The organism is Campylobacter armoricus (assembly GCF_013372105.1).
Classification (GTDB): domain Bacteria; phylum Campylobacterota; class Campylobacteria; order Campylobacterales; family Campylobacteraceae; genus Campylobacter_D; species Campylobacter_D armoricus.
In genome coordinates, this window is record NZ_CP053825.1 from 286,163 (window position 1) to 309,244 (window position 23,082).

The following is a 23,082-nucleotide window of genomic DNA, read 5'->3' on the forward strand; positions in this document are numbered from 1 at the left end:
AGAATAAAAGTTTTATAATTGCTCCGATATTTAAAACTTATCAACTTTTTTAAAGGAGTAAATATGAGCCAACTCATTGAAGGTTTTTTAGGCAAGAGTATTGATGGTAAAAAAAGTAAAATACCAGCAAAACTTGACTATATTCAAAGTGCAACAGGCTTAATTTTAGGTTTGTTTATGTGGGCACATATGTTTTTTGTTTCTACCATTTTGGTTAGTGATGATTTTTTTGATTCAGTGGTTCATTTCTTAGAGCTAAAATTTATTATCAATAGTCCTATGATGAGCTATATCACTTCTTTCTTAGCAGCCTGTGTTTTGGTTATTTTCTTTGTTCATGCTGGTCTTGCAATGAGAAAATTTCCAATTAATTTCAGACAATATCAACTTTGTAGAACACATTTAAAATATATGAATCATGGTGATTCATCTTTATGGTGGGTTCAAGCAGCGACTGGTTTTGTAATGTTTTTCTTAGGTTCTGCACACCTAATTTTTGTTATTACTAATGCAGATAAAATTAGTGCTGATATGTCAGGCGATAGAGTTGTAAGCCATTTTATGTGGTTATTTTATATTGCTTTATTAATTTGTGTTGAGTTACACGGAAGTATTGGTCTTTATAGACTTTGTGTGAAGTGGGGTTGGTTTGAAGGAGAAAACGCTAAAGAAAGTCGTAAAAAACTTAAAAAAGCAAAATGGTTTATCAGTATTTTCTTTTTGGTTTTAGGTGTATTAAGCTTAGCTGCTTTTGCAAAAATAGGCTTTAGTAATTACCAAAATAATTCTGTGGCGCAAATAGTAAAAACTTATGATGGAGCTAAATATGAATATACAATATAGTGATGCTTTAGTTATTGGTGGTGGTCTTGCAGGTTTAAGAGCTGCTATTGAAGTTGCAAAAAGTGGTCAAAGTGTAACTTTATTAAGTATTTGTCCAGTTAAAAGATCTCACTCAGCTGCTGTACAAGGCGGTATGCAAGCTAGTTTAGGAAATAGTATCAAAGGTGAGGGAGATAATGAAGATGTGCATTTTGCAGACACAGTAAAAGGGTCTGATTGGGGCTGTGATCAAGAAGTTGCAAGAATGTTTGCCCAAACTGCACCAAAAGCTGTTCGTGAGCTTGCTGCTTGGGGTGTGCCATGGACTAGAGTTACAAAAGGCCCTAGAAGTGTAGTTATTAATGCTCAAAAAACTACTATTGAAGAAAAAGAAGAAGCACATGGTCTTATAAATGCAAGAGACTTTGGTGGTACTAAAAAATGGAGAACATGCTATATTGCTGATGCAACAGGACACTGTATGTTATATGGTGTAGCAAATGAAGCGATTAAACATCAAGTTAAAATCATTGATAGAATGGAAGCAGTAAGAATTATCCATGATGGTAAAAAATGTCTAGGAGCTATTGCTAGAGATTTAACTAATGGAGAATTGATTGCTTATGTTGCTAGAGGGACTATGATTGCAACTGGTGGCTATGGTAGAATTTATAAACAAACAACAAATGCTGTTATTTGTGAAGGAACAGGTGCTGCTATTGCACTTGAAACAGGACTTTGCAGGCTTTCAAATATGGAAGCGGTACAATTTCACCCAACTCCAATTGTCCCAAGCGGTATTTTATTAACCGAAGGTTGTAGAGGTGATGGTGGTATTTTAAGAGATGTTGATGGATATCGTTTTATGCCAGATTATGAGCCTGAGAAAAAAGAACTTGCAAGTAGGGATGTTGTAAGTCGTAGAATGATGGAGCATATTAGAAAAGGAAAAGGTGTAAAAAGCCCTTATGGAGATCACTTATGGCTTGATATTTCAATTCTTGGTCGTGCTCATGTTGAAAAAAATCTTCGTGATGTTCAAGATATTTGTAAAACATTTAATGGTATTGATCCTGCTGATGAGGGTCCAAAAGGTTGGGCACCGGTTTTACCTATGCAGCATTATTCAATGGGTGGTATTAGAACAAAACCAACCGGTGAAAGTCAATGGTTAAATGGTCTTTTTGCATGTGGTGAGGCAGCTTGCTGGGATATGCACGGATTTAACCGCTTGGGTGGAAATTCATGTTCAGAAACCGTTGTTGCAGGTATGATTGTGGGAGATTATTTTGCACAATATTGTAAAGAAAATGGTAATGATATTGATACAAATATCGTTAAATCTTTCCTTTCTAAAGAGTATGATTATTTAAAATCTCTTGTAAGTAAAGAAGGAAAACACGATGTATTTGAAATCAAAAACAGAATGAAAGACATCATGTGGGAAAAAGTAGCCATCTTTAGAACAGGCCAAGGTCTTGAAGAAGCGGTTAAAGAACTTGAAGAGTTATATCAAAAATCACTTGATTTAAAAGTACATGATAAAGAATTAAAATGTGCAAATCCAGAGCTTGAAGAAGCTTATAGAGTTCCAAGAATGTTAAAAATTGCTTTATGTGTAGCTTATGGAGCACTTTTAAGAACAGAAAGCCGTGGAGCACACTATAGAGAAGATTATCCAAAAAGAGATGATTTAAATTGGATGAAAAGAACAAATACTTACTGGGTAGAAGGTGAAAGTATGCCAAGAGTTGAGTATGAAGATCTTGACATTATGAAAATGGAAATCCCACCTGCATTTAGAGGTTATGGTGCTAAAGGAAATATTATTGAAAATCCATTGAGTGAAAAACGCCAAGCTGAAGTAGATGCGATCCGTGAAAAAATGGAAGCAGAAGGCAAAGGAAGATATGAAATTCAAAATGCTTTAATGCCTTATGAATTACAAGCTAAATTTAAAGCACCAAATCAAAGAATAGGAGTTGATTATGAGTAGAAAATTAACAATAAGAGCATTTAAATATAATCCATTAAGTAAAATTTCTAAACCTCATTTTGTTACTTATGAGCTTGAAGAAACTCCATTTATGACTATTTTTGTGTGCTTAACTCAAATCAGAGAAAAAATGGATGCGGATTTGAGTTTTGACTTTGTATGTAGAGCAGGGATTTGTGGAAGCTGTGCTATGATGATTAATGGTAAGCCAAAACTTGCTTGTAAAACATTAACAAAAGATTATCCAGATGGCATTATAGAGCTTATGCCATTACCTGCTTTTAGACATATAAAAGATTTAAGTGTTAATACAGGTGAGTGGTTTGATGGTATGTGCAAACGCGTTGAAAGCTGGGTTCATAATGAAAAAGAAACTGATATTTCTAAACTTGAAGAGCGTATTGAACCAGAAGTTGCTGATGAGACTTTTGAGCTTGATCGTTGTATAGAGTGTGGAATTTGTGTTGCTTCTTGTGCGACTAAACTAATGAGACCTGATTTTATCGCGGCGACTGGACTTTTAAGAACAGCTAGATATTTACAAGATCCGCATGATCATAGAACTATAGAAGATTTTTATGAATTAGTGGGTGATGATGATGGTGTGTTTGGTTGTATGTCTTTGCTCGCATGTGAAGATAATTGTCCAAAAGAATTACCTTTGCAAAGTAAAATTGCGTACATGAGAAGACAGCTTGTCGCTCAAAGAAACAAATAATTCTAACCCCCAAGAAAAGGGGGTTCTTAAAACATTACTTAAACAAATTTGGAAAAATCATAGTGTATATCTTGATATAAATGCTCTTTTTGATGATAGTTTAATTGATACTCAAAAAGCAGCAATTATTTTAAGCACTAATCTTGATAATTATGAGAGATTTAGCACTCTAAAAGAATTTAAAAGTTTGATGAAAAGTTTAAATTTACGCTTAGATCTTTATGCTATACAATATGCACAAGTTTGTTTTATTAATGCTTTTAGTTTGGGAATTTTAGATAAAAATGAGCTTTTAAGGGCTTTAGAAAAACTTCAAAAAATTACTGATAATTCTTTAGTTTATACTTTTATATCTAGACAAAAAGTTATCCAAAAAGATTACAAACAAGAAGTTAAAAACTCTCATCAAACATTAGATCATATTAATCAAAACCTACAAGAACTTTATGAAGATGAAAAAGGTCAAAAACTCTTACAAGAAGCTTTAGTTAAATTTAGTAATATTGATTTTTCTATCGCAGTAACTGGTGTAGTAAATGCAGGTAAATCAAGTATGTTAAATGCACTTTTAAAAAAAGATTTTTTAGGTGTATCTAATGTTCCAGAAACTGCAAATTTGACTATTTTAAAATATGGACAAAATCAAATAGCCAAGATTTATTTTTGGAATGAAGAAGAATGGCAAGGTATTCTAAAAAGCTCTCAAGATAATCAAGATATGCAAGAACTTATAAAACATCTAGAGCAAAATTTTAAACTTGATGAATACATTAAACAAGAAAGTAAGAGTATAGAAATAGATTTTAATGGATTAAAAAATTACACTAGTGCAAAAAATAAAATTTCAGCTCTAATTAAAAAAATAGAACTTTTTTCTATGCTTGATTTTTTAAAAGATAATGTCTATATAGTTGATACTCCAGGGCTTGATGATGTCATTATTCAAAGAGAATTTTTAACAAAGGATTTTATTAAAAAGGCTGATTTTTTAATCCATCTTATGAATGCTTCTCAAAGTCTTAGTCAAAAAGATTGTGATTTTATTATAGAATGCTTGCTAACTTCAAGAGTAAGTAAGCTTTTGATTGTGCTTACTAAGGCTGACTTGCTTAGTCAAAAAGACTTGCAAGAAGTAATTAACTATACTAAAAATAAGCTCAAAGAAAATTTAGCACAAAAGCAGTTGAGTCAAGAATTATTAGATAATGTAGATTTTGTGTGTATTTCTTCAAAACTGGCTAATGATTTTTATCAAAAAAGAGGTGGAAATTTAGAACAAAGCAACATTTTAATATTAGAAGAACATATAGCTAAAAGTTTATATGATAAAAATAAAATTGCTTTAAATGCTTATAAAAAAGAATTATTATTACATTTGGAAAAAATAGAAGAAAAAATTAAATTTTCTAATAAAATGCTAAATTATGAAAATTTTGAACTTGATAAACAAAGCAAAACCATCATTGATGATTTTAAAGCGAAAAAAGAAAAGTTAAACCAAGTAAAAGCAGAATTAAGTGCTATTTTTAATACAAAAGATGAGAATACTCAAGAAATATTGATGCTTTTACTTTTGTTGGCTAAGAAGCTAAAAGAAAAATTAATAGATGAATTAAAATATATCCAGAGTAACAAAAGTCAAATTAATATTCAAAGATTAAATACCATCATTGATACGACTTTAAAAGATGGTATTTTTGATCTTTTAAGAGAGTTAAAACAGCAAAGTGAGTATAAAATTAATGAGGCAAAAAATACATTAAGTTTAAAATATAGTTTTTTAAAAGATATTTTAGAGCAAAGTTGTGATGATTTTAAAAGTAAGGTTGAAGCAAAAATAGAGAGTATTTTTAATGATAAAATTTTTTTTGCTTTAAAATCAGATCTTTTAGAAAGTATTACGAAAAATAAAGATATTTATAAATTACAAACCACATTGGAAGATCAAATTTTAAAACAATTACAAACTTTTGGTATAGAAACTATAGCAAATGAACTAAAAAACAATCAAGAATTTTTTACAAATTTAGAGCATAGTCTAAATTTATATGAAAAAGAACAAGAAGAACAAATCAAAGATTTAAAGGATTTAATTTTACAAATAGAACAAAATGAACAAAATTTCAAAGAACTTTTAGAAAAAAACAATGCAAAATTACAAAGTCTAAAGACTTTAAAAACGGAGCTTTTAAATGCAAAATGATTTGATTGATGATTTTTTAAAGGCTTATGAAAACACTTATTGTAAAAGGTTTGATGATAGTTTTGAAGGAAAAATTCTTGCAATAAAAAATGCCTTTTTAGAACCAAGTTTGCATTTAAACGATACTTTTCTTAAAGATCTTGAAATGATTATTACTAGTTATAAAAAAGCTGTTAATGTAGCTATTATAGGGCAATTTTCTAGTGGTAAATCTACACTCTTAAATTTGATTTTGCAAAAAGAATGCTTGCCAACAGGTGTGGTTCCTGTTACATTTAAGCCTACTTTTTTGCGTTATGCTAAAGAATATTTTTTAAGAGTTGAGTATGATGATGGTAGCGATGAGATTGTAGATATAAGTGAGCTTTCTAAATTTAGTGATCAAAGAAATGAGTTAAAAGAAACCAAAAGTTTGCACCTTTTTGCGCCTATTGAGCTTTTAAAAAATATTACCCTGATAGATACTCCAGGACTTAATGCAAATGATATTGATACACTAACTACTTTTAAAGAGCTTTCTTTTATGCATAGTGCTATTTGGCTTAGTTTGATTGATAATGCAGGTAAGAAAAGCGAAGAAGATGCCATAAAAGCAAATGCTAAACTTTTAGAGCGTGGTGGAATTTGTGTGCTTAATCAAAAAGATAAACTAAGTCAAGATGAGCTAGAAAATGTTTTAAACCATGCACATTTAGTGTTTGATAAATATTTTAAACAAATCATAGCAATTTCATGCAAAGAGGCAAAGTTTGATTTACAAAAGTCAAATTTGCCTTTGCTTTATGAGTATTTAAAAGGGCTTGATTATGAGCGTATTAAAAAAGATTTTATCAAAGAAAAACTTAGCAATTTATGCGAGCTTTTGTCAAATCAATATGATTTGTTTCAAAATGCTCTAGAGCAATTAGAGCTTAAATTTAATACTATTTTGCAAACTTTTGAAGTAAGCAAACTAGAGCAAAAAATCAAAATTTTAAATCATAATTGTTTGGATAAATTAAAACTTGTTGGAGAAAAAATCGCCCAAGAAATTTTAAAATTTATCAAAGAAAAGGATAGTAGTTATTATAAAGAAGCTAAGAGTTTATTTAAGAAAAATCTTTATGAGAAAGTCGTTTATAAAGCACCATATCTTTCAAGTGATGATGCATTTTTAGCTATGTTTTATAACTCTGAAGCAATGAATAAAGAATTTAAAAAGCTAAAAAATGAAATCGCTTTAGAGTTTAGTCAAATTAAAGATGATTTTTCGTTATTTTTTACTAATTTAGAAGAGCAAATTTTGCTTTTTAAGGCTCAATTTTCAAATTTACAAAAAGAAAATGCATTAGAAAGTGAAAAAGAATTTGCTAGCTTTAGAAGCTTTGCTAGTGCTAGCGAAGAACTTTTTGTAAAAGACTTTAAACAATTATTATTTAAAAGTCAGCTTGAACTTGATTTATTTTTAGAAAAACTTAATTTAAAAGCTTTGGCAAATTATGAAAGTGCTACTAAGCTAGCTTTAGGATTTTTTAGCGCTAAAATAAATGCAAGTAGAGAATTTTATGAGCTGGATAGTGCAGAGTTTAGCTTGTATCACCCAAAAGCGAGTGAAGTTCATCAAAGAGTATTAACCGAGCTTAATGTATATGAGTTTGAAGATTTGCTTTTAAATAAGCCTGTGGTTTTAAAAATTTATAAAAATTATATACAAAACTTTGCTGAATTTATAGAAGTTAAAAAGCAATTTATTTCAAATTTAAAAAGTGAATTTGATGCTAAAAAATCAATGATTTCTAGTATCAAATCTCAAATTTCTAAACTTTAAAAGTTTCTAATAATATTTTTTAAGATTTTATAAAATTATCTATTTGAGAGTTTTACTACATCATTTGTTATAAAAGTATGCAAAGACTTAGTTTTTGTGGTATTTTGTGGAAAGTTATGTAATCTTGTATTAATTTTTTTAACTTTAAAGTTTGCTAAAGTCTTTTTGCTTTATTTGGCAAAAAATGTTTTTATATTTATCTTTATTTGCAGTGAATAAACGGAAATGGACTAAAGATTTTTTCTAAGCAAAGAGCTGATTTCTAAACTTTTTGCTTTATTTTGAAGTAAAATTTCTTCTAAAATTTCTAAATTCTTTGGCGAAAGAAATTCTAGAAGTTCTAAGAGATTGCTATAATTTTGATGAGAAATTTTGTTTTTATAAAGTTTGCGGACAATTTTAAAATTTTCTTCTTTTTTATCACTGAAAAGCTCTTGCTCAAAAACCCCTAAAGCATCAGCAATAAAAGGTATCATATCTGCTTTTATGTCAATATTTCCATTTAAGTAAGCATAAATACTTGAAAGTGTAGGAATTTCTCCTGTTTTATTCGCTCTCATTCCTAAATTTATCAAGCGATTAGCCAATTCTTTTTTGCTAATATTTTTTTCTTTTAAAATTTCATTAATTCTATTGACAACTTTCATTTTCTTACTTTTAATCTATAGTTTATCTGTAATTTTAAGCTAATTTATTATTGTAAAAGTATAATTTAAGTATTGATTATCTATAATTTTATAGTTTTTCGATAAAAACTAGGAGTTATATTTGACAAAATTATCTATCATCATTCCTTTTGGCACGAGCAAAGAACGACCTTATATCAAAGAAAGAGTGATAAACAAGGCAAATGAATATAAAAGTGACGAATTAGTGGAATATATTTTTGTAGAAGGTTTTTCATCTTTAGAACACAAAGAGCTTAAAAGTCTTATTGAAAGTAAAGGACATCGTTATTTTAAAGATGAAACTCAACAACTTAGCAAAGCTTTTTCACTAGGACAATGTAGAAATTTAGGCATTATTAATGCAAAAAGCGATGTAGTGATGTCTTTGGATGTTGATTATGTGATAAGCGAAAAAAATTTAGGAAATATTTTAGAGTTAATAAGTATAAAAGAAATAGATAAAAATCCTAATGCTTTTTTGGTCTTACCTTGCGTATTTTTAAATGAATTTGGAACCGAAATTTTACAAGGATATAAACTTTCATTGTGGGATAATATCATTATACACGATATGAATTTTGATCGAAAATTTATCAAATTTCTTACACCAGCTTCAAGTACCATCATAATGAATCGTTTTAAATTCTTAGAGCTTGGTGGAAATGATCAAGAGTTTATAGGACATGGTTATGAAGATTTTGACTTAATGATGCGAATTTTAAAAAGTTGTGCCAATTTTGAAGCAATGCCTACTAATTTAGAATTTGATTATAGAAATTGGAGTTTTAATGATTATAAAGGTTTTAGGGCTTTGTTTTCAGTAGTCGGAAATGAAGCTTGTGTGCATGGAATTTATCTTTATCATCTTTGGCATACCGAACCCAATCAAAATGGATATTTAGATAACAGAGAGATCAACCATCAAAAATTCTATCAAAAACTTAAAAACTATAAAGATATTTTTGATGGTCCTGATAGCTTAATAGAAAATGAAGCTAAAGATCGCAATGCTTTAGTATTTTTTCGGCAAAACTCAAATTTATATAGTGGTTTGCGAGCAATAATGCCTTATTTTGAAAAAATTATTTCAGCTAAAGAATACTATTTTTTCGATGAAAAAGATAGATTTGATTCTAAAAGTTTTTTAAAATTTTATCATCAAAATAATATCACACATATCATTTTTCCAAATTCTCACGCTAATGAAAAAAGACTTGAAATTTTTAATTTTGTAAGAGAAGAAAATTTACCTTTTATTGTTTATGATAGGGGTGCTTTACCTGATTCTTGGTTTTTTGACGATAAAGGCTTTAATTATGATTCTACTTCTTATGATGAAAAAAATTGGAACAAAGCTTTAAATGAAGAACAAATTGCCAAAACACTTGCCTATATAGAAGAAGTTTTAAAAGGAGAAAAATTTTTAGAAAAGCAAGGATTAAGCAAAGGAAGTGATAATCTAAAACGAAAATTAGGTTTAAGACATAAAAAGATTTTCTTTGTGCCTTTGCAGGTTAAAGATGATTCTGTGCTTAAAAATTTTACTTATGAACCATTTTTATATGAGAATTTTTTAAATATTTTAAATGAACTTGCAAAAAAGCTATTTATAGAAAACATTGTTTTTGTGGTTAAAAAACATCCTTTAAGTTTGGACTTGGATAAAAAACCTTATGATAATTTAGTTTTTGCACCTGATGATACAAATTTAAACGACCTTTTAGGGCTTTGTGATGCTGTTTTGACTTTAAATTCTGGAGTTGGTATTTATGCAATTTTAGCTAAAAAGCCTTGTATAGTTTGTGCAAATGCGTTTTATAGGTTTGATAATCTTAATTTACAAGCAAACAATGAAAAAGAGCTTTTAGAACATATCTTAAGCATATCTCAAGGAAAATTTAATTTTGATGAAGAAAAAGCCTTAAGATTTATATATTATTTAAGATATGAATTTTACAGCTTTGGGAAAAGTTATTATAAAAAAAGTGAAGAAAATGGACGCATTTTCACTAGAGTTTATAGAATAGAATTTTATTCTTTGATACTTTTTGGCAAAAAAATACTTGATTTTAATAGTGTAGAAAAACAAAATTATAAACTTAATTCTCCTATTTATAAACCTTATATTTATGAAATTAAAGAAAAAAAATTAAAAGGAAGTTTAAAGGATAATTTAATTGTTACTACACAAGCTAAATTTTCACATTTTAAATTTTACAGACTTTTTAGAAAATTTATCACCAATCCAAAAGATTTCATAATGGATAGTAAAAAACCTTTTATGAAACCTATCAAATTGATTTTAAGGAGGGCTTTATGAAGTATCTTTTAGGAATTTTGCTTGCTGCTACCAAAGATAGTGCTTTTACCATAGGAACTTTGCTTATAAATATTAAAGATAAAATGGATATTTCACAAATGATATTTTATATCATCAATGATGGCTTTAGTCAAAACGATAAAAGAATTATGCAAGAACTTGTGCCAAATATCAAATTTATAGATTTTACAATAGATGATTTTGAGACAAATATTAGAAAATTCAATACTGAATTTAAACTTGATAGGCAAAGCACTATATTAAATCGCTATACTCATATGGCTTATGCAAGATTTGAGGCTTTGAAATTTTTAAAAGAATGTGAAAGTATTATTTATCTTGATTTTGATATGCTTTTGCTTAAAGGTATTGATGAATTAAGAGAAGTTAAAAATAAGGGATATGATATTGCCTGTTTTAGAGGCTCTGCTACAATGAGTATGGGGGGGGGTAAGCTTACTCCTATAAAATTCACTCGCACTAATAATTATTCTACAGGTATTATCGTCTTCAATGACAATCTTAAAAATTCTCAGGAATTTTATGATTTTATTTATCAATTTATTGCTGAAAATGAAGATTATTTTCTTGAAGTCAAACTTGGTGATCAGTTTTTGTTTTCTTTGTATTTGCTAGAAAAAGATTTAAAAATTTACGAATTAGATGATAATTATTATGGAAATATTTCTTGGGTAAAAAGTAAAGATGCTTCTATTATACATGCTTGGGGACAAAATAATCGTTTTTGGAATAATAAACTTTGTGCTCTTGCTTGGCCTTCTTGGAATGTGTATTATCAAAAATGGTTAAGCTTAGGTGGAAGTGCTTATGAGAAAGGTTTTGTAAGCTTTTTAGAAGTTCCACAAAGTGGTGGGGAAGTGTTTCAGTATTTTGAAAAAATTGCTTTGGCTAAAAGAATTTCTCAAATCAAATTAGAAAAGCAAGAACTAATTATCGATATTGACTTTAATAAAAAAATTAAATTTCATCTTGCTTTTGTTGAAGATTTTGTCTTTTATGTGTATTCAAAATCAATTTTTACCTTTATACTAGAATGCGAATTTCAAGGTAAAATTATACAAAGTATTACTATAAAAAGACCCGAACTTGAAAAAGATTTAAAAGAATTTATCACTAGCAATTTAAATAAATATCCAATTTAAGCAAGGAAATTCCTTGCTTAAAAACTTATTTAAGTATTGGAATGATAAAAAGTAATAAACATTCATATTGAAAAAATCTAATAAAATTTTCAAGTATAGTTTAACAATTAAAATATAAGTCATAGAGTTTTATTAAAATATAAAATTTGCAAACTTGTTTAAAATATTCATTTTGAGGTAATTTGCTAGTCTAAAGGAAATTTTTGGAAATTTAAAATAAAAAGAACCTACTAAAACCAAGGAAATATACTAGTCAGATTTGTTAAATCTTAAATGCTGTGATAAAACCTATAAAAATATAGTGACAATAAATTATATAAATAGCATTCTTTTGTATTTCCTTAAATTTTTCTTTAAATTTATTTTATCTTATTTAAATCTTTGGTATTCAAAATACTAAAAATGCTTTTTTTATCCAATGAAAAAGTATTATTTTCATCGTTTTTAATCAAATAACTTTCTTCAATATTTGAAAGTACATACAAATCTTTTACAATTAAGGTGGCATTGTTTTCTTTGATGATGGGGATATGATTAAAATCTAATAATTCTTTGATTTCGTTTTTATTATAAAGCATAAAGCTTTGATTATAATTGCCTATTTTAGCTGTTTTCACAATATAAGGATTTAGCATAATAAACACTAGTATAAAAGCGGGTATGCTACTAGTTAGTAAAATTTTGAAAAAATTGTATTTTTTATAAATAGAAAAATACATTACAAAAATAATCAAATAGTAGACAATACACGCAAATATAGAGATAAAGAATTCTTCTACTTTAAAAAATATAATAATAAAGCAAAAATTAAAAAATAGAATACATAAAATGCAAAAAAATAACATTATTTTTAAAACAAATTCTTTTTTGAAAATTTTTTTGATACCAAATAAAAATAATGTTGCAGTGATAATAGGTAGTAAAGGGGCTATAGTGTGTATTAAAGATTTTAAATTCGGAAAGAAATTAGCAATGTTATCTAAAAAATAAATAATTAAAAAAGCCCCAATGCCGGATAATATAATAGGCAACAATATAAAACACCAATTTTGCCAAGTTTTAATGCTTGAAACATCATTTAAAAATTCTTTAAAATATATCAATGGTATAGTATAAAAAATAACAAAAAATGGAATAAATATAAATCCTATCCAAGAGACTAAAAAAATATTAGAAATAATTAAATCTTTACTAAATTCAGGGATAAAATTAATCGTAAAAACATAATACCAAGTTAAAATTAAAATTCCTAAAATAAAACTTATAAAAATAATACTAGTGCTTATTATCCCTAAATATTTTTTCAAAAAATTCATTGCAAGAAAGAATTGTTGTTTAAAATTTTCAAATTCATTTATATTTTCTTTGTTCATTTATTTATCTTTTGTAATTTTATAAAAAGTTATTTTACAAAAAAATACTTTTTAATTTTTTAAGTAATATTTAAATCAAATAAAACTAAAAGATTTTCAAGAGTTTAAATTTTTATAGTTTCCTCAATCTTAAATGTTTCTAATAATGTTCTTTTTAAGATTTATAAATTTATTTATTTATGGATTTTCATTCCATCATTTGTTTAAAAATATATAAAGACTCATATCTTATGTGTTTTTAATCATATAAGGTTTTTATCTATTTAATATGCTATATAAAGCACTCATTTAGATTTTTTACCCCATCATTTATATTATAATCTTGATTTATGTGTATTTATTAGGTTTGTAAGCTAAATTCTTGTAAGGTTTTAAGTGTAATATATAAGCTTGAATTTAGTTCTATATTAGAGTATCTAGAGTCTTTTACTCCATTTAGTAATAATATTTTTCTATATTTATCTATTGTGTTTTTTGAAATTATAATTTAACTATAATTTTATTTCAATACTGAAATTTATGTAAGATACTATGCTATAAGAAAGTGTAAAACAAATATGTTACTTTTTATGATTGATTTTTTAAAAATAATATAAAAATTGTATTATTTTTTCTATTTAAGACTAGATTAAAAAAGCAAGGAATAGAATGAATATAAGTTGATACTATCAACAAAAAGGAGAAAAATATGCAAGATAATGTTATCGACCGTAGAAATTTTTTTAAATTAAGTCTTTTGGGTGGCGGTGTGGTTGCTGCTAGCACCATAAGTGGTGGAGCTATATTGCATGCTGCAGAATTAACTCATGTGCATAAAAAATCACAAGGAAGCTCAAATAAAATAAGAGGAAAAATGTTTTTTCAAATGCAGACTGATTTTGATAATCTAAGTGCAGCGTGTGAAAGAATTTATCCAAAAGATGAACAAGGTGAGGGTGCTATAGGTTTAGGCGTGCCTTATTTTATTGACAATCAACTGGCTTCAGCTTATGGTTATAATGATAGAGAATACCTACAAGGACCATTTATAGAAGGAATTGTTGAACAAGGTTATCAAACCCCAATGAAACGCAATGAGATTTTCTTAGAAGGCGTTAAAGCTTTGGAAACAATATCTCAAAAGCGTTATAAAAAAACTTTTTCATCTTTAAAAGGAGTTGAGCAAGATAAAATTTTAGTTGATTTAGAAAAAAATAAAATCGATTTCATAGGATTTAAATCTTCTGAATTTTTTACTCTTTTAAGGGATATGACAATAGCTGGAGTTTTATCTGATCCAATCTATGGTGGCAATGATAATAAAAATGGTTGGAGAATGATGCAATATCCTGGTGCTCAAATGAGTTATATTGACAAAATTACAAGTGATGAGTTTTTTGACATAGAACCTATGAGCTTGGCTGATATGGAAGGATAAATTATGGCAGAAGTATTAAAAAAAGTAGATGTGGTAACAGTAGGGGCTGGTTGGACAGGTGGTATAGTTGCAGCAGAACTTACCAAGGCTGGATTGAATGTCTTGAGCTTAGAGCGTGGTATGATGCAAACTACGGAAAATTTTGCGATGATTCATGATGAGTGGAGATATGGTATTAATTATGGTTTAATGCAAGATTGCTCAAAAGATACAGTAACTTTTCGTCATAATATTAATGGCTTAGCCTTACCATATAGAAAAATGGGTTCATTTTTACTTGGAAGTAATGTTGGTGGTGCAGGGGTGCATTGGAATGGTTGGACCTTTAGATTTTTACCTTATGATTTTGAGATTAAAACAAAAAGTTTTGAAAGATATGGCAATAAATTAGGCGATGATTATACTTTGCAAGATTGGGGTTTAACCTATAAAGATATGGAGTCTTATTATGATAAGTTTGAAAAAACCTGTGGAATTTGTGGAGAGGAAAATCCACTAGCTGAAAAAATGGGTTTATTTAGATCAAATCCTTATCCACAAGAACCTTTAGAAAATACTAAAATGCTTAAACGCTTCGAAAAAGCTGCAAAAGAAATGAAATTACACCCATTTAGATTACCTGCGGCTAATTCAAAAGGTGGCTATACTAATCCAGATGGTCAAGATCTAGCCCCATGTCAATATTGTGCTTATTGTGAGCGTTTTGGTTGCGAATATGGTGCTAAAGCAAGTCCTATCAATACTGTCATACCTAAAGCTATGAGTACGGGAAAATACACCATAAGAACCCATAGTAATGTTATAGAAATATTAAAAAAAGATGGAAAAGCTACAGGGGTTAGGTTTGTAGATACAAGAACTATGAAAGAATATATTCAACCAGCAGATATTGTTGTGCTTACAAGCTATATGTTTAATAATGCAAAACTTTTAATGGTAAGTGGTATAGGTGAGCAATATGATCCAAAAACAGGCAAGGGAACTTTGGGTAAAAATTATTGTTATCAAATTAATATGGGAACAACAGCGTTTTTTGATGAACAATTTAATACATATATGGGTTCAGGTGCTTTGGGTACAACTTGTGATGATTATAATGGGGATAATTTTGATCACTCAAAAGAGAAGTTTTTACATGGAGCCATGATTTATAGTGTGCAACTTGGAAATCGCCCTATTCAATCAGCTCCGTTGCCAAAAGGAATTCCAAGTTGGGGAGCTGAATTTAAAAAAGCTTTAAATTATAATTTTACAAGAGCTATTAGTGTAGGTGGGCAAGGTGCGTCTTTGCCACATAAAAACAATTATTTAAGTTTGGATCCAACTTATAAAGATGCCTTTGGAATGCCATTAGTAAGACTTACTTATAATTTTACAGAGCAAGATCGTGCTTTGCATAAATTTATAACAGATAAAACAGCCGAAGTGGCTAAAAAAATGCAAGGAGTAAAGTCGATTAAAAAAGGAGCTTATTTAAAAGATTATAGTATAGTACCTTATCAATCTACACATAATACGGGTGGAACCACAATGGGTGCTGATCCTCAAACAAGTGTTGTTAATACTTACTTGCAACATTGGGATATGGATAATCTTTTTGTTGTAGGTGCGGGGAATTTTCAGCACAATAGTGGATATAATCCTACTGATACAGTTGGAGCTTTGGCTTATCGTTGTGCAGAGGGTATTTTAAAATATCATAAAAATGATAGACAATTAGTATAGATATATGTGAAGCATTTGCTTCACATGCTATTTTTCGCTACTATCTTTTTCTTTTTTCTTTTTCCACAAGTGAAGTGCAACTCCACAAGCACCACCAACAATAGCAGCAATGATAAGATTTGTGATGAAATCCATCGAAATCCTTTTAATTTGTTTTCATTTTGATAAAAAATGATTTTGGATTATAATATAAAAAAGCATAATACTATATTAAAGGAAAGTATATGGAAGAAAAGTGTGATTTTGCAGAATGTGGGTTTAACTATACTTTATCTTTGATTTCGGGTAAATATAAGATGAGTGTTTTGTATTGTTTATTTTGCTATGAAGTTGTAAGATATAATGAGCTTAAAAGATATCTTGGTAATATTTCTTTTAAGACTTTAACGCATACTTTAAGAGAGCTTGAAAATGATGATTTAATCACGCGTAAAGAATACCCGCAAATCCCTCCAAAAGTAGAATATCGCCTTGCTAAAAAAGGACAAAGTTTAATTCCTATTTTACAAGCAATGTGCGATTGGGGTGAGGTAAATCAAAAGGAAGAAAAATGATAGAATTGTTAGATGGTATAAATTTAGAAAAATACATGGGCACATGGTTAGAAATGGCTAGAAAACCTGCCTTTTTTCAAAAAACTTGCAAAAGTGCTAAAGCAGAATATGAATTAGAGTATAAAGGCTCTATACCTATAATTAAGGTTAAAAATATATGCACAAAGGAAAATGGAGAAATCTCCCATGCAAATGGTAAAGCTAGGGTAAAATCTCCAAGAACTTTGGCGGTTAAATTTAGTATTTTTATGAATATCTTTAATAAAGCAAACTATGAGATTATTTACATTGATACAAATTATCAAGTTTCTATAGTAGGTAGTCCTGATAAAAAATATCTTTGGATTTTGTCAAGGCAAATTTTAGCAAAAGAGCAAATAAACTCTTTGCTTGAAATAGCCAAGCAAAGAGGATTTGATATAAGCGATGTGATTTTTGATGAGTATTAATCCTCTGCACTCATATCAATTACATAGCGGAATTTGGCTTTTCCTGAAGTGAGATTTTCATAAGCTTTGTCAATCTCGCTTGGTTTGATGAGTTCTATTTCAGGGTAAATCCCATGTTCTAAAGAAAAATCAAGCATTTCTTGAGTTTCTTTAATGCCCCCAATAAGCGAGCCATATACTTTTTTACCTGCTTTAAATACAAAATTAATAATATTTATATTAGGGCTTACTTCATATGGAGGTAGTCCTACTATAGCCATCTCACCGCCAAATTTTAGTAAATCCATATAAGCTAGTGGATCATAAGGGGTTGGTATGGTTGAGATGATAAGATCAAATCTTTCTTTAACTACGCTTTTGTCTGTACTAGTATAAAAATTACTCACGCCCATAGCTAGAGCTTGTGCTTTTTTGTTTTCATTTCTTGCAAAAACACTCACCTTTGCACCCATTTTTACAGCGTATTTTACCGCCATCATGCCAAGCCCGCCAAATCCTGCTACGGCTACGCTTGAGCCTTCTTTGATGTTTGAAAATTTAAGCGGTGAATAGGTGGTGATACCCGCACAAAGCAGGGGTGCTACTTTTTCAAGTGGAGCGTTTTTTGGTACATTGATAGCAAATTTTTCACTTACTACGATGTTGTTTGAATAGCCTCCATAGGTGTTTTCATTATCATGAAATATATCTTTGCAGTTATAAGTGTAGATAGTTTTACCATTTTCGCAAAATTGCTCTTGAGACTTTTTACATGCTTCACATTCTCCGCATGAATTTACCATACACCCAACCCCAGCAAAATCACCTACTTTAAATTTGCTCACATTTTCGCCCACAGCGATAATCTCACCTGCTATCTCATGCCCAGGTATGCAAGGGTAGGTTGCCTCACCCCATTCGCTTCTTGCAGTGTGAATGTCGCTATGGCAAATTCCTGCGTATTTGATAGCGATTAAGATGTCGTTTTTGCCTACTTTATGGCGTGTGAATTCAAAAGGTGTGAATTTAGAATCCTTGCTAAGCATAGCATAACCTTTGCTTTTAACACGACCATTTTCTAAAAAGATTTTTGAGTCCATTTTTTTCTCCTTTGTGGTTTTTGAAATTATATTAAAGCTAGATTTTTATTGCAATAGGGAAAATAAAGTAAGATACTATACTCAAGGGAAGTTATAAGGAATCTTCCCATTCCATCAATGAACATCTAGCAGCATTGCAAGAATTTGCATTTCTTGTATTAAGGTTTAATCCATTACCTCTTCTCCCATCACTTCCTTCTCCACTGCAATTATTTTGACTTAGTAAAGAACTTAGTGTATCCTCGATAGGACCTTGCATTTGTATAAAATTTAAAGCTGTAACTTCATAAGAATTGTTTGTTGAAAGACGAAGCATTATTTCTTCTATGGTATTTACAGGTCTTATAAAATCAGCATAATCAGTAAAACTAATATTTCTAATATTTGTAGGTATAATTATAACTCCTTGGTTTGTTCTAATAATTGGCATAGCATGCCCATCAAATGCAACATTAGGATTTGTATTTAATAAAGCGATAAAAACACTTCCAGCTGGAGCATCTAATAAGTCTTGGATTCTTTCAGCAACTAAATCTCTTGAAAAAACAGGATTTCCAATTTCCCAGCTTCTTCTAGGTAGTGTTATCCTTGTTGCTGATTCTACAGCTCTTGATGCTCTAAGATATAAAGGTTCGTTGGTGTAAAAAGAATCTCCCCAGTAATTTAAAGAAAAGAGTAAAGTATTGCTTAAAGTTGGAAATCTAAGTCTGAATGATTCTAAAGGGTTTGTGTTTAATCCGTAATTAAAAAAATATCCCATATTTCCTATAGGTGCTTGATCGTTTCTTGGAAATACTTCAGTTAAAAGAGCTAAAATTTCATAAGTATGTAATAAGCAATATCCGCAAATTCCATTAAATGCATTATTACCATCAGTTGATGTTGATATGTCAAAAAATTTCCTTCTCCATCCACCTTTTAAAGGATCAAAATTCGCAAGAGAATCATTGATTATATCTCTTTTAAACCTTTTTTCATTACCACAAGTATCATTTTGAAAGGATATGTTGCGTGCTATAAAATTTCTAAGAGAATTAAAATATCTATTAAAAATAAAAATTCCACTAAAATCAGAAGTATGTAACCCTTGTTTTGCAAATTCTTTTTTTGTAGTAATAAAAAGCTTTCCAAAATCACTCCCTCTAGCAACATCTAAAATATTTCCATTTACATCAAGTATGAAAGAATTGACTGAAATGTCAAAATTCCAAGTGTAGGGATCAGAACTAGGCGGTAGGTTAATTTGAGGACAATTTGTCCAAGAGATCGAAGAGCTTGTTTTGTTATCGAGATTGCTCATTAAGCAATAAAAATGAGCATTGCTTGGATTGTAAGTTTTTAAATATCCTTTGGTGGGATCATAAAAAAAGTCATAACTATTTCTTCCTGCACCATTTGGATGTATAAAAAAAGTTTTGATGGCTCTTGTTTGTGGGTTGATTGTATTAAAAGCTATACTAGTTTTAATGTCGTAATTTATAGGAGGAGCTAAAGATTCTAACCATTCTTTCATTATAGGTTTAAATATTTTAACTTTATTTCCAAAATTTACTTTACTTGCTAAGATTAAATTATTAAATTCAAATAATTTGATATTTGGATATTTGCTAAGAGAAAATTCATTATTTTTTATATCAAACCATTGAGTATCATCGTTTAAAACACAAGGTCTTAATACTAAATGATCTTTATCTCCTCTTCCTTTTGTTAAACCTTCTCTTAGTGATAAGCAAAGCCATTCATTTTTATATTTAAATGCTATTCTTTTAAATATATCATATCGTGCAATACTTGCACCTTTACATTCTTGAACTCTTAAAAAAATATCATCATCAAAAGATACTGGACTTAAACATCTTGGTTTTTCACCATGTGTTTGAACTAGCAATCTAGAATCTTGTATAACATTAGCTCTTTTTTGAACAACTGAATTTTGAGCATATAGTGTGGCTATTAAAAGTGTTAAAAATAAAATAATTTTCATTTAAACCCTTAATTTTAAATATATTTTATCAAAGTATTAATAAATTAATTATTTTAAAAGCTATTAACTATAAATTATCTAATCTGTTTTTGATTTGTTCTTTTTCTCCGCTACCAATAGTGCTTAAACGCAATAATGGAATATTGTATTTTTTTAGAATCGAGTTTTTTATTTTATCTCTTTCATATTGTTTGTTATTTTTGTTATGAAAACCATAACCATCTATTTCAATAGCAAGAATAAGATGTTTATCCATTTCATGATAAATTAAAAAATCAATATGCGTTAAAGCATTGTTAATATATGTTTTTTCTGTTATATCTAATAATGAAAAATCTTTTATTAAAATTCCTAGACGAACATGATTAGCAACTTTAAAACTAGGATAATCTTGTAAAACCTCTAAAATTGCATGATAAGCTAAATTTTCAGAATCATATAAAGAAATTTTCTTCTTTCCTTTGAGATATTCTTTTCTTACACCTTTGTTTGCATCATATAACAAATCAAAAATAGAATTAATATTACTTTTTACAACTTCAAAATTGTTATATTGTGCATAGCGTATGAAATCTGATATATTGCTTTTGGTATCTATAGTTTCGGAATTTGTTACTAGATATAAAAATTTTTTAGCTCTAGTGATTGATACATTTAACATCTTTGGATCGTCTATAAAACTGCTTGGCTTGTTATCGACAAGACTGATAATAATCCCATCTTTTTCTCTTCCTTGAAATTTATGTATAGTATCTACTTGAATATTTTTATCAAGCTGTAATTTAAGTTCATCTTTTTGATTATTGTAAGGAGAAATAATTCCTAAATTTTTAAGCTCTATTTTTGTGTTTAATTCAGGAATAATTTCTTCTTTTATAATTTCTATTTCTCTAGAATTGCAATTATTTCTTGCATGATTACCCGCTTGTGTTAATATCACCTTGATTGTATTATCTTGTTTTTCATCTTTAGAAAATATAAGCAATTCATTATTATAAAACTTTTTATTGCAAAATCCAATTATTTTAGGATGACATCGATAATGTTCTCTTAATAAAATTTTTGGAGAGTTATGAAAAATTTTACACACTGAATCTAGGAAACTATGTGTTAAGTAATTATATTCCTCTTTAACATTAAATTGCTTATTAAAATTTTTAACTTTCTCTAAAATTTTTGAATCCACAATATATGATAATTGCTTTTTATCTCCTACAATAACAGCATTTTTTGCAATACTTAGGGCTAATGCTCCAGTTACAATATCTACTTGAGAACTTTCATCTACGATAATATAGTCAAATAAATTATTTTTCATATTTAATGAGTTGATGATAGAATGAGTTGTGCTAAATATAATAGGATATTGTCTTAAGAATTCATCGACATTTGTATTTAAGTCTTCAAGGGTAAAAATTTTTCTTTTATTTTTATATTTTGAGACTAGATAATTTTTTAGGAATTTAATGGAGTTGTTTTGTAAATTTTTAATTTTATTTTCGTAATCTAATTGTACAAGTTTGTTTTTGTGTGCTTGGATATCATTTTTTAGTTCATTAATTGAATTGATGTAAAAATAAGATTCTAATGTTTGTAAAATTACTTCCTTTGTATTTTTAAAAAAACTAAAATTTGCAATACCATCTAATAAAATAATTTTTATTTTGTGAAAAAATGAAATGTATTGTAATTCTTCTAGATAAACTTTTACTTTTAATATTTTTTTTGATGAAAAATTTAAGAATTTTTTATTTTGTATAGCATTAAAAAAATTTGTATATTTTTTTTGAGTTTTAAATTCTTCTAAAAGTTCTTTGTCTTTGGCTAATTTATTTTGCAAGATGAATATTTCTTGTATATCTTGATTTAATTGATTTATGATATTAGATGATATTGTGTTATCTTTGAAAGTATCAAAATTTTGCGGTAATTGAGGTTGGTTGCTAATAAAATTTTGTTTATTATCTGCTTTTCCTAAAGTAGCACAAAGAAAATCTAGATTATAGTTTTTTAATTTTTCAAAAACATTTTGTGTGGCATCATTGTTGTTAGAAACTACTGCAACATTTTTTCCTTGTGTAATAAGATTAGCAATGATATTTAAAATAGTTTGTGTTTTTCCAGTTCCTGGCGGTCCTTCTATGATACTAACTTGCGAATTTAGGGCATTTTTAACGGCTTGATATTGAGATTGATTTGTTCCAAATGGAAATAATAAAAAATCTCTATTGTGTGATAATGTGTTAGCATTTTTTGTTAAATAAGCGTGTAATGCAGAATGTTTGTTAATATTTTTAATTTTTTTGTAAGATCTTTCAATTATAGATTTTTCATTATCTTGTATAATCATTTCTCTTGCAATGCTTTGATAGTAGTTAAAAATATTATTATCTGTATGTGAGCTTTGTGATAAAGAAGATAAAATCAATTCCACACTATCGTCATTGTAAAATATTTTATAATAACAATCAAATTGTAAAATGAATTTTATATTGCAAAAAATGATTCCATTTATTTGATTAGCATTTATTTTTTTAGGATTGTCGTAAATTTTACAAGTATTGATATTATAGTCATAAATTTTCTCTGATGTATTAAATTTAATTGATACTGTTTGCTCGCATTTTTTAAATGAATAAATTTTTTCTGTTTCATCTTTACCTTTAATGATTATTAGAAATTTTTCTATATCCATTTTTAGTCCATAAGTATTATATTTTATTATCTATTGTATTTTATTTAATTTTTTTTAAAATGAAGTTATACTTACAATTATAAATAAATTTCTATTTTAAAATTAAGGA

Annotated in this window: 16 protein-coding genes; 11 read left to right on the forward strand and 5 right to left on the reverse strand. The window is 28.1% G+C overall.

All coding sequences use genetic code 11. The features are described from left to right. The first annotated feature begins 63 nt into the window (after nt 1-63). From CARM_RS01535 to CARM_RS01555, 5 genes are read left to right on the forward strand one after another with little or no spacing between them, the layout of a single operon-like run. Nucleotides 64-843 carry a fumarate reductase cytochrome b subunit gene (locus CARM_RS01535; RefSeq protein ID WP_139424458.1) on the forward strand — a complete coding sequence of 260 codons (780 nt, stop codon included), beginning with the start codon at nt 64-66 and terminating at the stop codon, nt 841-843. Continuing rightward, nucleotides 827-2,818 (forward strand): fumarate reductase flavoprotein subunit, encoded by a 1,992-nt coding sequence (locus tag CARM_RS01540; RefSeq protein WP_139424460.1) that lies wholly within the window; start codon nt 827-829, stop codon nt 2,816-2,818. The genes CARM_RS01535 and CARM_RS01540 overlap by 17 nt, the downstream gene beginning before the upstream one ends. After that, on the forward strand, nt 2,811-3,536 hold the full coding sequence (locus tag CARM_RS01545) for a fumarate reductase iron-sulfur subunit (protein ID WP_139424462.1): 726 nt from the start codon (nt 2,811-2,813) through the stop codon (nt 3,534-3,536). Before CARM_RS01540 ends, CARM_RS01545 begins: the two co-directional genes overlap by 8 nt. Further along, nucleotides 3,514-5,739, forward strand: a complete 2,226-nt coding sequence (locus CARM_RS01550; RefSeq protein WP_139424464.1) for a dynamin family protein — start codon at nt 3,514-3,516, stop codon at nt 5,737-5,739. The genes CARM_RS01545 and CARM_RS01550 overlap by 23 nt, the downstream gene beginning before the upstream one ends. After that, complete coding sequence (locus CARM_RS01555; protein ID WP_139424466.1) at nt 5,729-7,546, forward strand: dynamin family protein; 1,818 nt, start codon at nt 5,729-5,731, stop codon at nt 7,544-7,546. Before CARM_RS01550 ends, CARM_RS01555 begins: the two co-directional genes overlap by 11 nt. Nucleotides 7,547-7,776: 230 nt before the next feature. Here the strand turns inward: CARM_RS01555 and CARM_RS01560 are convergent, their stop codons facing one another. Beyond that, a complete protein-coding gene (locus tag CARM_RS01560) occupies nt 7,777-8,193 on the reverse strand; it encodes a helix-turn-helix domain-containing protein (protein ID WP_039666620.1) in 417 nt (138 codons plus the stop codon). 121 nt (nt 8,194-8,314) lie between these two features. Here CARM_RS01560 and CARM_RS01565 point away from each other — a divergent pair, with 121 nt between their 5' ends. Together CARM_RS01565 and CARM_RS01570 are read left to right on the forward strand one after the other, a co-directional pair. Next, nucleotides 8,315-10,534 carry a capsular polysaccharide export protein, LipB/KpsS family gene (locus tag CARM_RS01565; RefSeq protein WP_139424468.1) on the forward strand — a complete coding sequence of 740 codons (2,220 nt, stop codon included), beginning with the start codon at nt 8,315-8,317 and terminating at the stop codon, nt 10,532-10,534. Beyond that, the gene (locus CARM_RS01570) at nt 10,531-11,697 is read left to right on the forward strand and encodes a glycosyltransferase (RefSeq protein WP_139424470.1); all 1,167 of its coding nucleotides are present in this window, start codon (nt 10,531-10,533) and stop codon (nt 11,695-11,697) included. The genes CARM_RS01565 and CARM_RS01570 overlap by 4 nt, the downstream gene beginning before the upstream one ends. 359 nt (nt 11,698-12,056) lie before the next feature. Here CARM_RS01570 and CARM_RS01575 read toward each other — a convergent pair whose 3' ends face one another. Further along, nucleotides 12,057-13,070, reverse strand: a complete 1,014-nt coding sequence (locus CARM_RS01575) for a hypothetical protein (RefSeq protein ID WP_139424472.1) — start codon at nt 13,068-13,070, stop codon at nt 12,057-12,059. A 688-nt stretch (nt 13,071-13,758) separates the two neighbouring features. Between CARM_RS01575 and CARM_RS01580 the strand changes: the two genes are divergently transcribed. The 4 genes from CARM_RS01580 (at nt 13,759) to CARM_RS01595 (ending at nt 17,215) form a co-directional block, all read left to right on the forward strand. Further along, nucleotides 13,759-14,487 carry a gluconate 2-dehydrogenase subunit 3 family protein gene (locus CARM_RS01580; RefSeq protein ID WP_139424473.1) on the forward strand — a complete coding sequence of 243 codons (729 nt, stop codon included), beginning with the start codon at nt 13,759-13,761 and terminating at the stop codon, nt 14,485-14,487. Between the two features lie 3 nt (nt 14,488-14,490). Next, nucleotides 14,491-16,212, forward strand: coding sequence for a GMC family oxidoreductase (locus CARM_RS01585; protein ID WP_139424476.1), 1,722 nt, complete (start codon nt 14,491-14,493; stop codon nt 16,210-16,212). A gap of 224 nt (nt 16,213-16,436) precedes the next feature. Further along, the gene (rrpA, locus tag CARM_RS01590) at nt 16,437-16,766 is read left to right on the forward strand and encodes a MarR family transcription factor RrpA (RefSeq protein ID WP_139424478.1); all 330 of its coding nucleotides are present in this window, start codon (nt 16,437-16,439) and stop codon (nt 16,764-16,766) included. Further along, entirely contained in the window at nt 16,763-17,215 is a 453-nt protein-coding gene (locus tag CARM_RS01595; RefSeq protein ID WP_139424480.1) for a lipocalin family protein, read from the forward strand. Before rrpA ends, CARM_RS01595 begins: the two co-directional genes overlap by 4 nt. Here CARM_RS01595 and CARM_RS01600 read toward each other — a convergent pair. The 3 genes from CARM_RS01600 to CARM_RS01610 form a co-directional block, all read right to left on the reverse strand. Next, a complete protein-coding gene (locus CARM_RS01600) occupies nt 17,212-18,294 on the reverse strand; it encodes an NAD(P)-dependent alcohol dehydrogenase (RefSeq protein ID WP_139424482.1) in 1,083 nt (360 codons plus the stop codon). The genes CARM_RS01595 and CARM_RS01600 overlap by 4 nt on opposite strands. Before the next feature lie 91 nt (nt 18,295-18,385). Then, the gene (locus tag CARM_RS01605) at nt 18,386-20,278 is read right to left on the reverse strand and encodes a DUF1561 family protein (protein ID WP_139424484.1); all 1,893 of its coding nucleotides are present in this window, start codon (nt 20,276-20,278) and stop codon (nt 18,386-18,388) included. Between the two features lie 67 nt (nt 20,279-20,345). Beyond that, nucleotides 20,346-22,973 (reverse strand): AAA domain-containing protein, encoded by a 2,628-nt coding sequence (locus CARM_RS01610; RefSeq protein WP_139424486.1) that lies wholly within the window; start codon nt 22,971-22,973, stop codon nt 20,346-20,348. Nucleotides 22,974-23,082 lie beyond the last annotated feature (109 nt).

Bases quoted from the DNA above. Each gene is read 5' to 3' on its own strand.
- CARM_RS01535 (WP_139424458.1), top strand. From the start codon at position 64: ATGAGCCAACTCATTGAAGGTTTTTTAGGCAAGAGTATTGATGGTAAA.
- CARM_RS01540 (WP_139424460.1), top strand. From the start codon at position 827: ATGAATATACAATATAGTGATGCTTTAGTTATTGGTGGTGGTCTTGCA.
- CARM_RS01545 (WP_139424462.1), top strand. From the start codon at position 2,811: ATGAGTAGAAAATTAACAATAAGAGCATTTAAATATAATCCATTAAGT.
- CARM_RS01555 (WP_139424466.1), top strand. From the start codon at position 5,729: ATGCAAAATGATTTGATTGATGATTTTTTAAAGGCTTATGAAAACACT.
- CARM_RS01560 (WP_039666620.1), bottom strand. From the start codon at position 8,193: ATGAAAGTTGTCAATAGAATTAATGAAATTTTAAAAGAAAAAAATATT.
- CARM_RS01570 (WP_139424470.1), top strand. From the start codon at position 10,531: ATGAAGTATCTTTTAGGAATTTTGCTTGCTGCTACCAAAGATAGTGCT.
- CARM_RS01575 (WP_139424472.1), bottom strand. From the start codon at position 13,070: ATGAACAAAGAAAATATAAATGAATTTGAAAATTTTAAACAACAATTC.
- CARM_RS01580 (WP_139424473.1), top strand. From the start codon at position 13,759: ATGCAAGATAATGTTATCGACCGTAGAAATTTTTTTAAATTAAGTCTT.
- CARM_RS01585 (WP_139424476.1), top strand. From the start codon at position 14,491: ATGGCAGAAGTATTAAAAAAAGTAGATGTGGTAACAGTAGGGGCTGGT.
- rrpA (WP_139424478.1), top strand. From the start codon at position 16,437: ATGGAAGAAAAGTGTGATTTTGCAGAATGTGGGTTTAACTATACTTTA.
- CARM_RS01595 (WP_139424480.1), top strand. From the start codon at position 16,763: ATGATAGAATTGTTAGATGGTATAAATTTAGAAAAATACATGGGCACA.
- CARM_RS01600 (WP_139424482.1), bottom strand. From the start codon at position 18,294: ATGGACTCAAAAATCTTTTTAGAAAATGGTCGTGTTAAAAGCAAAGGT.
- CARM_RS01605 (WP_139424484.1), bottom strand. From the start codon at position 20,278: ATGAAAATTATTTTATTTTTAACACTTTTAATAGCCACACTATATGCT.
- CARM_RS01610 (WP_139424486.1), bottom strand. From the start codon at position 22,973: ATGGATATAGAAAAATTTCTAATAATCATTAAAGGTAAAGATGAAACA.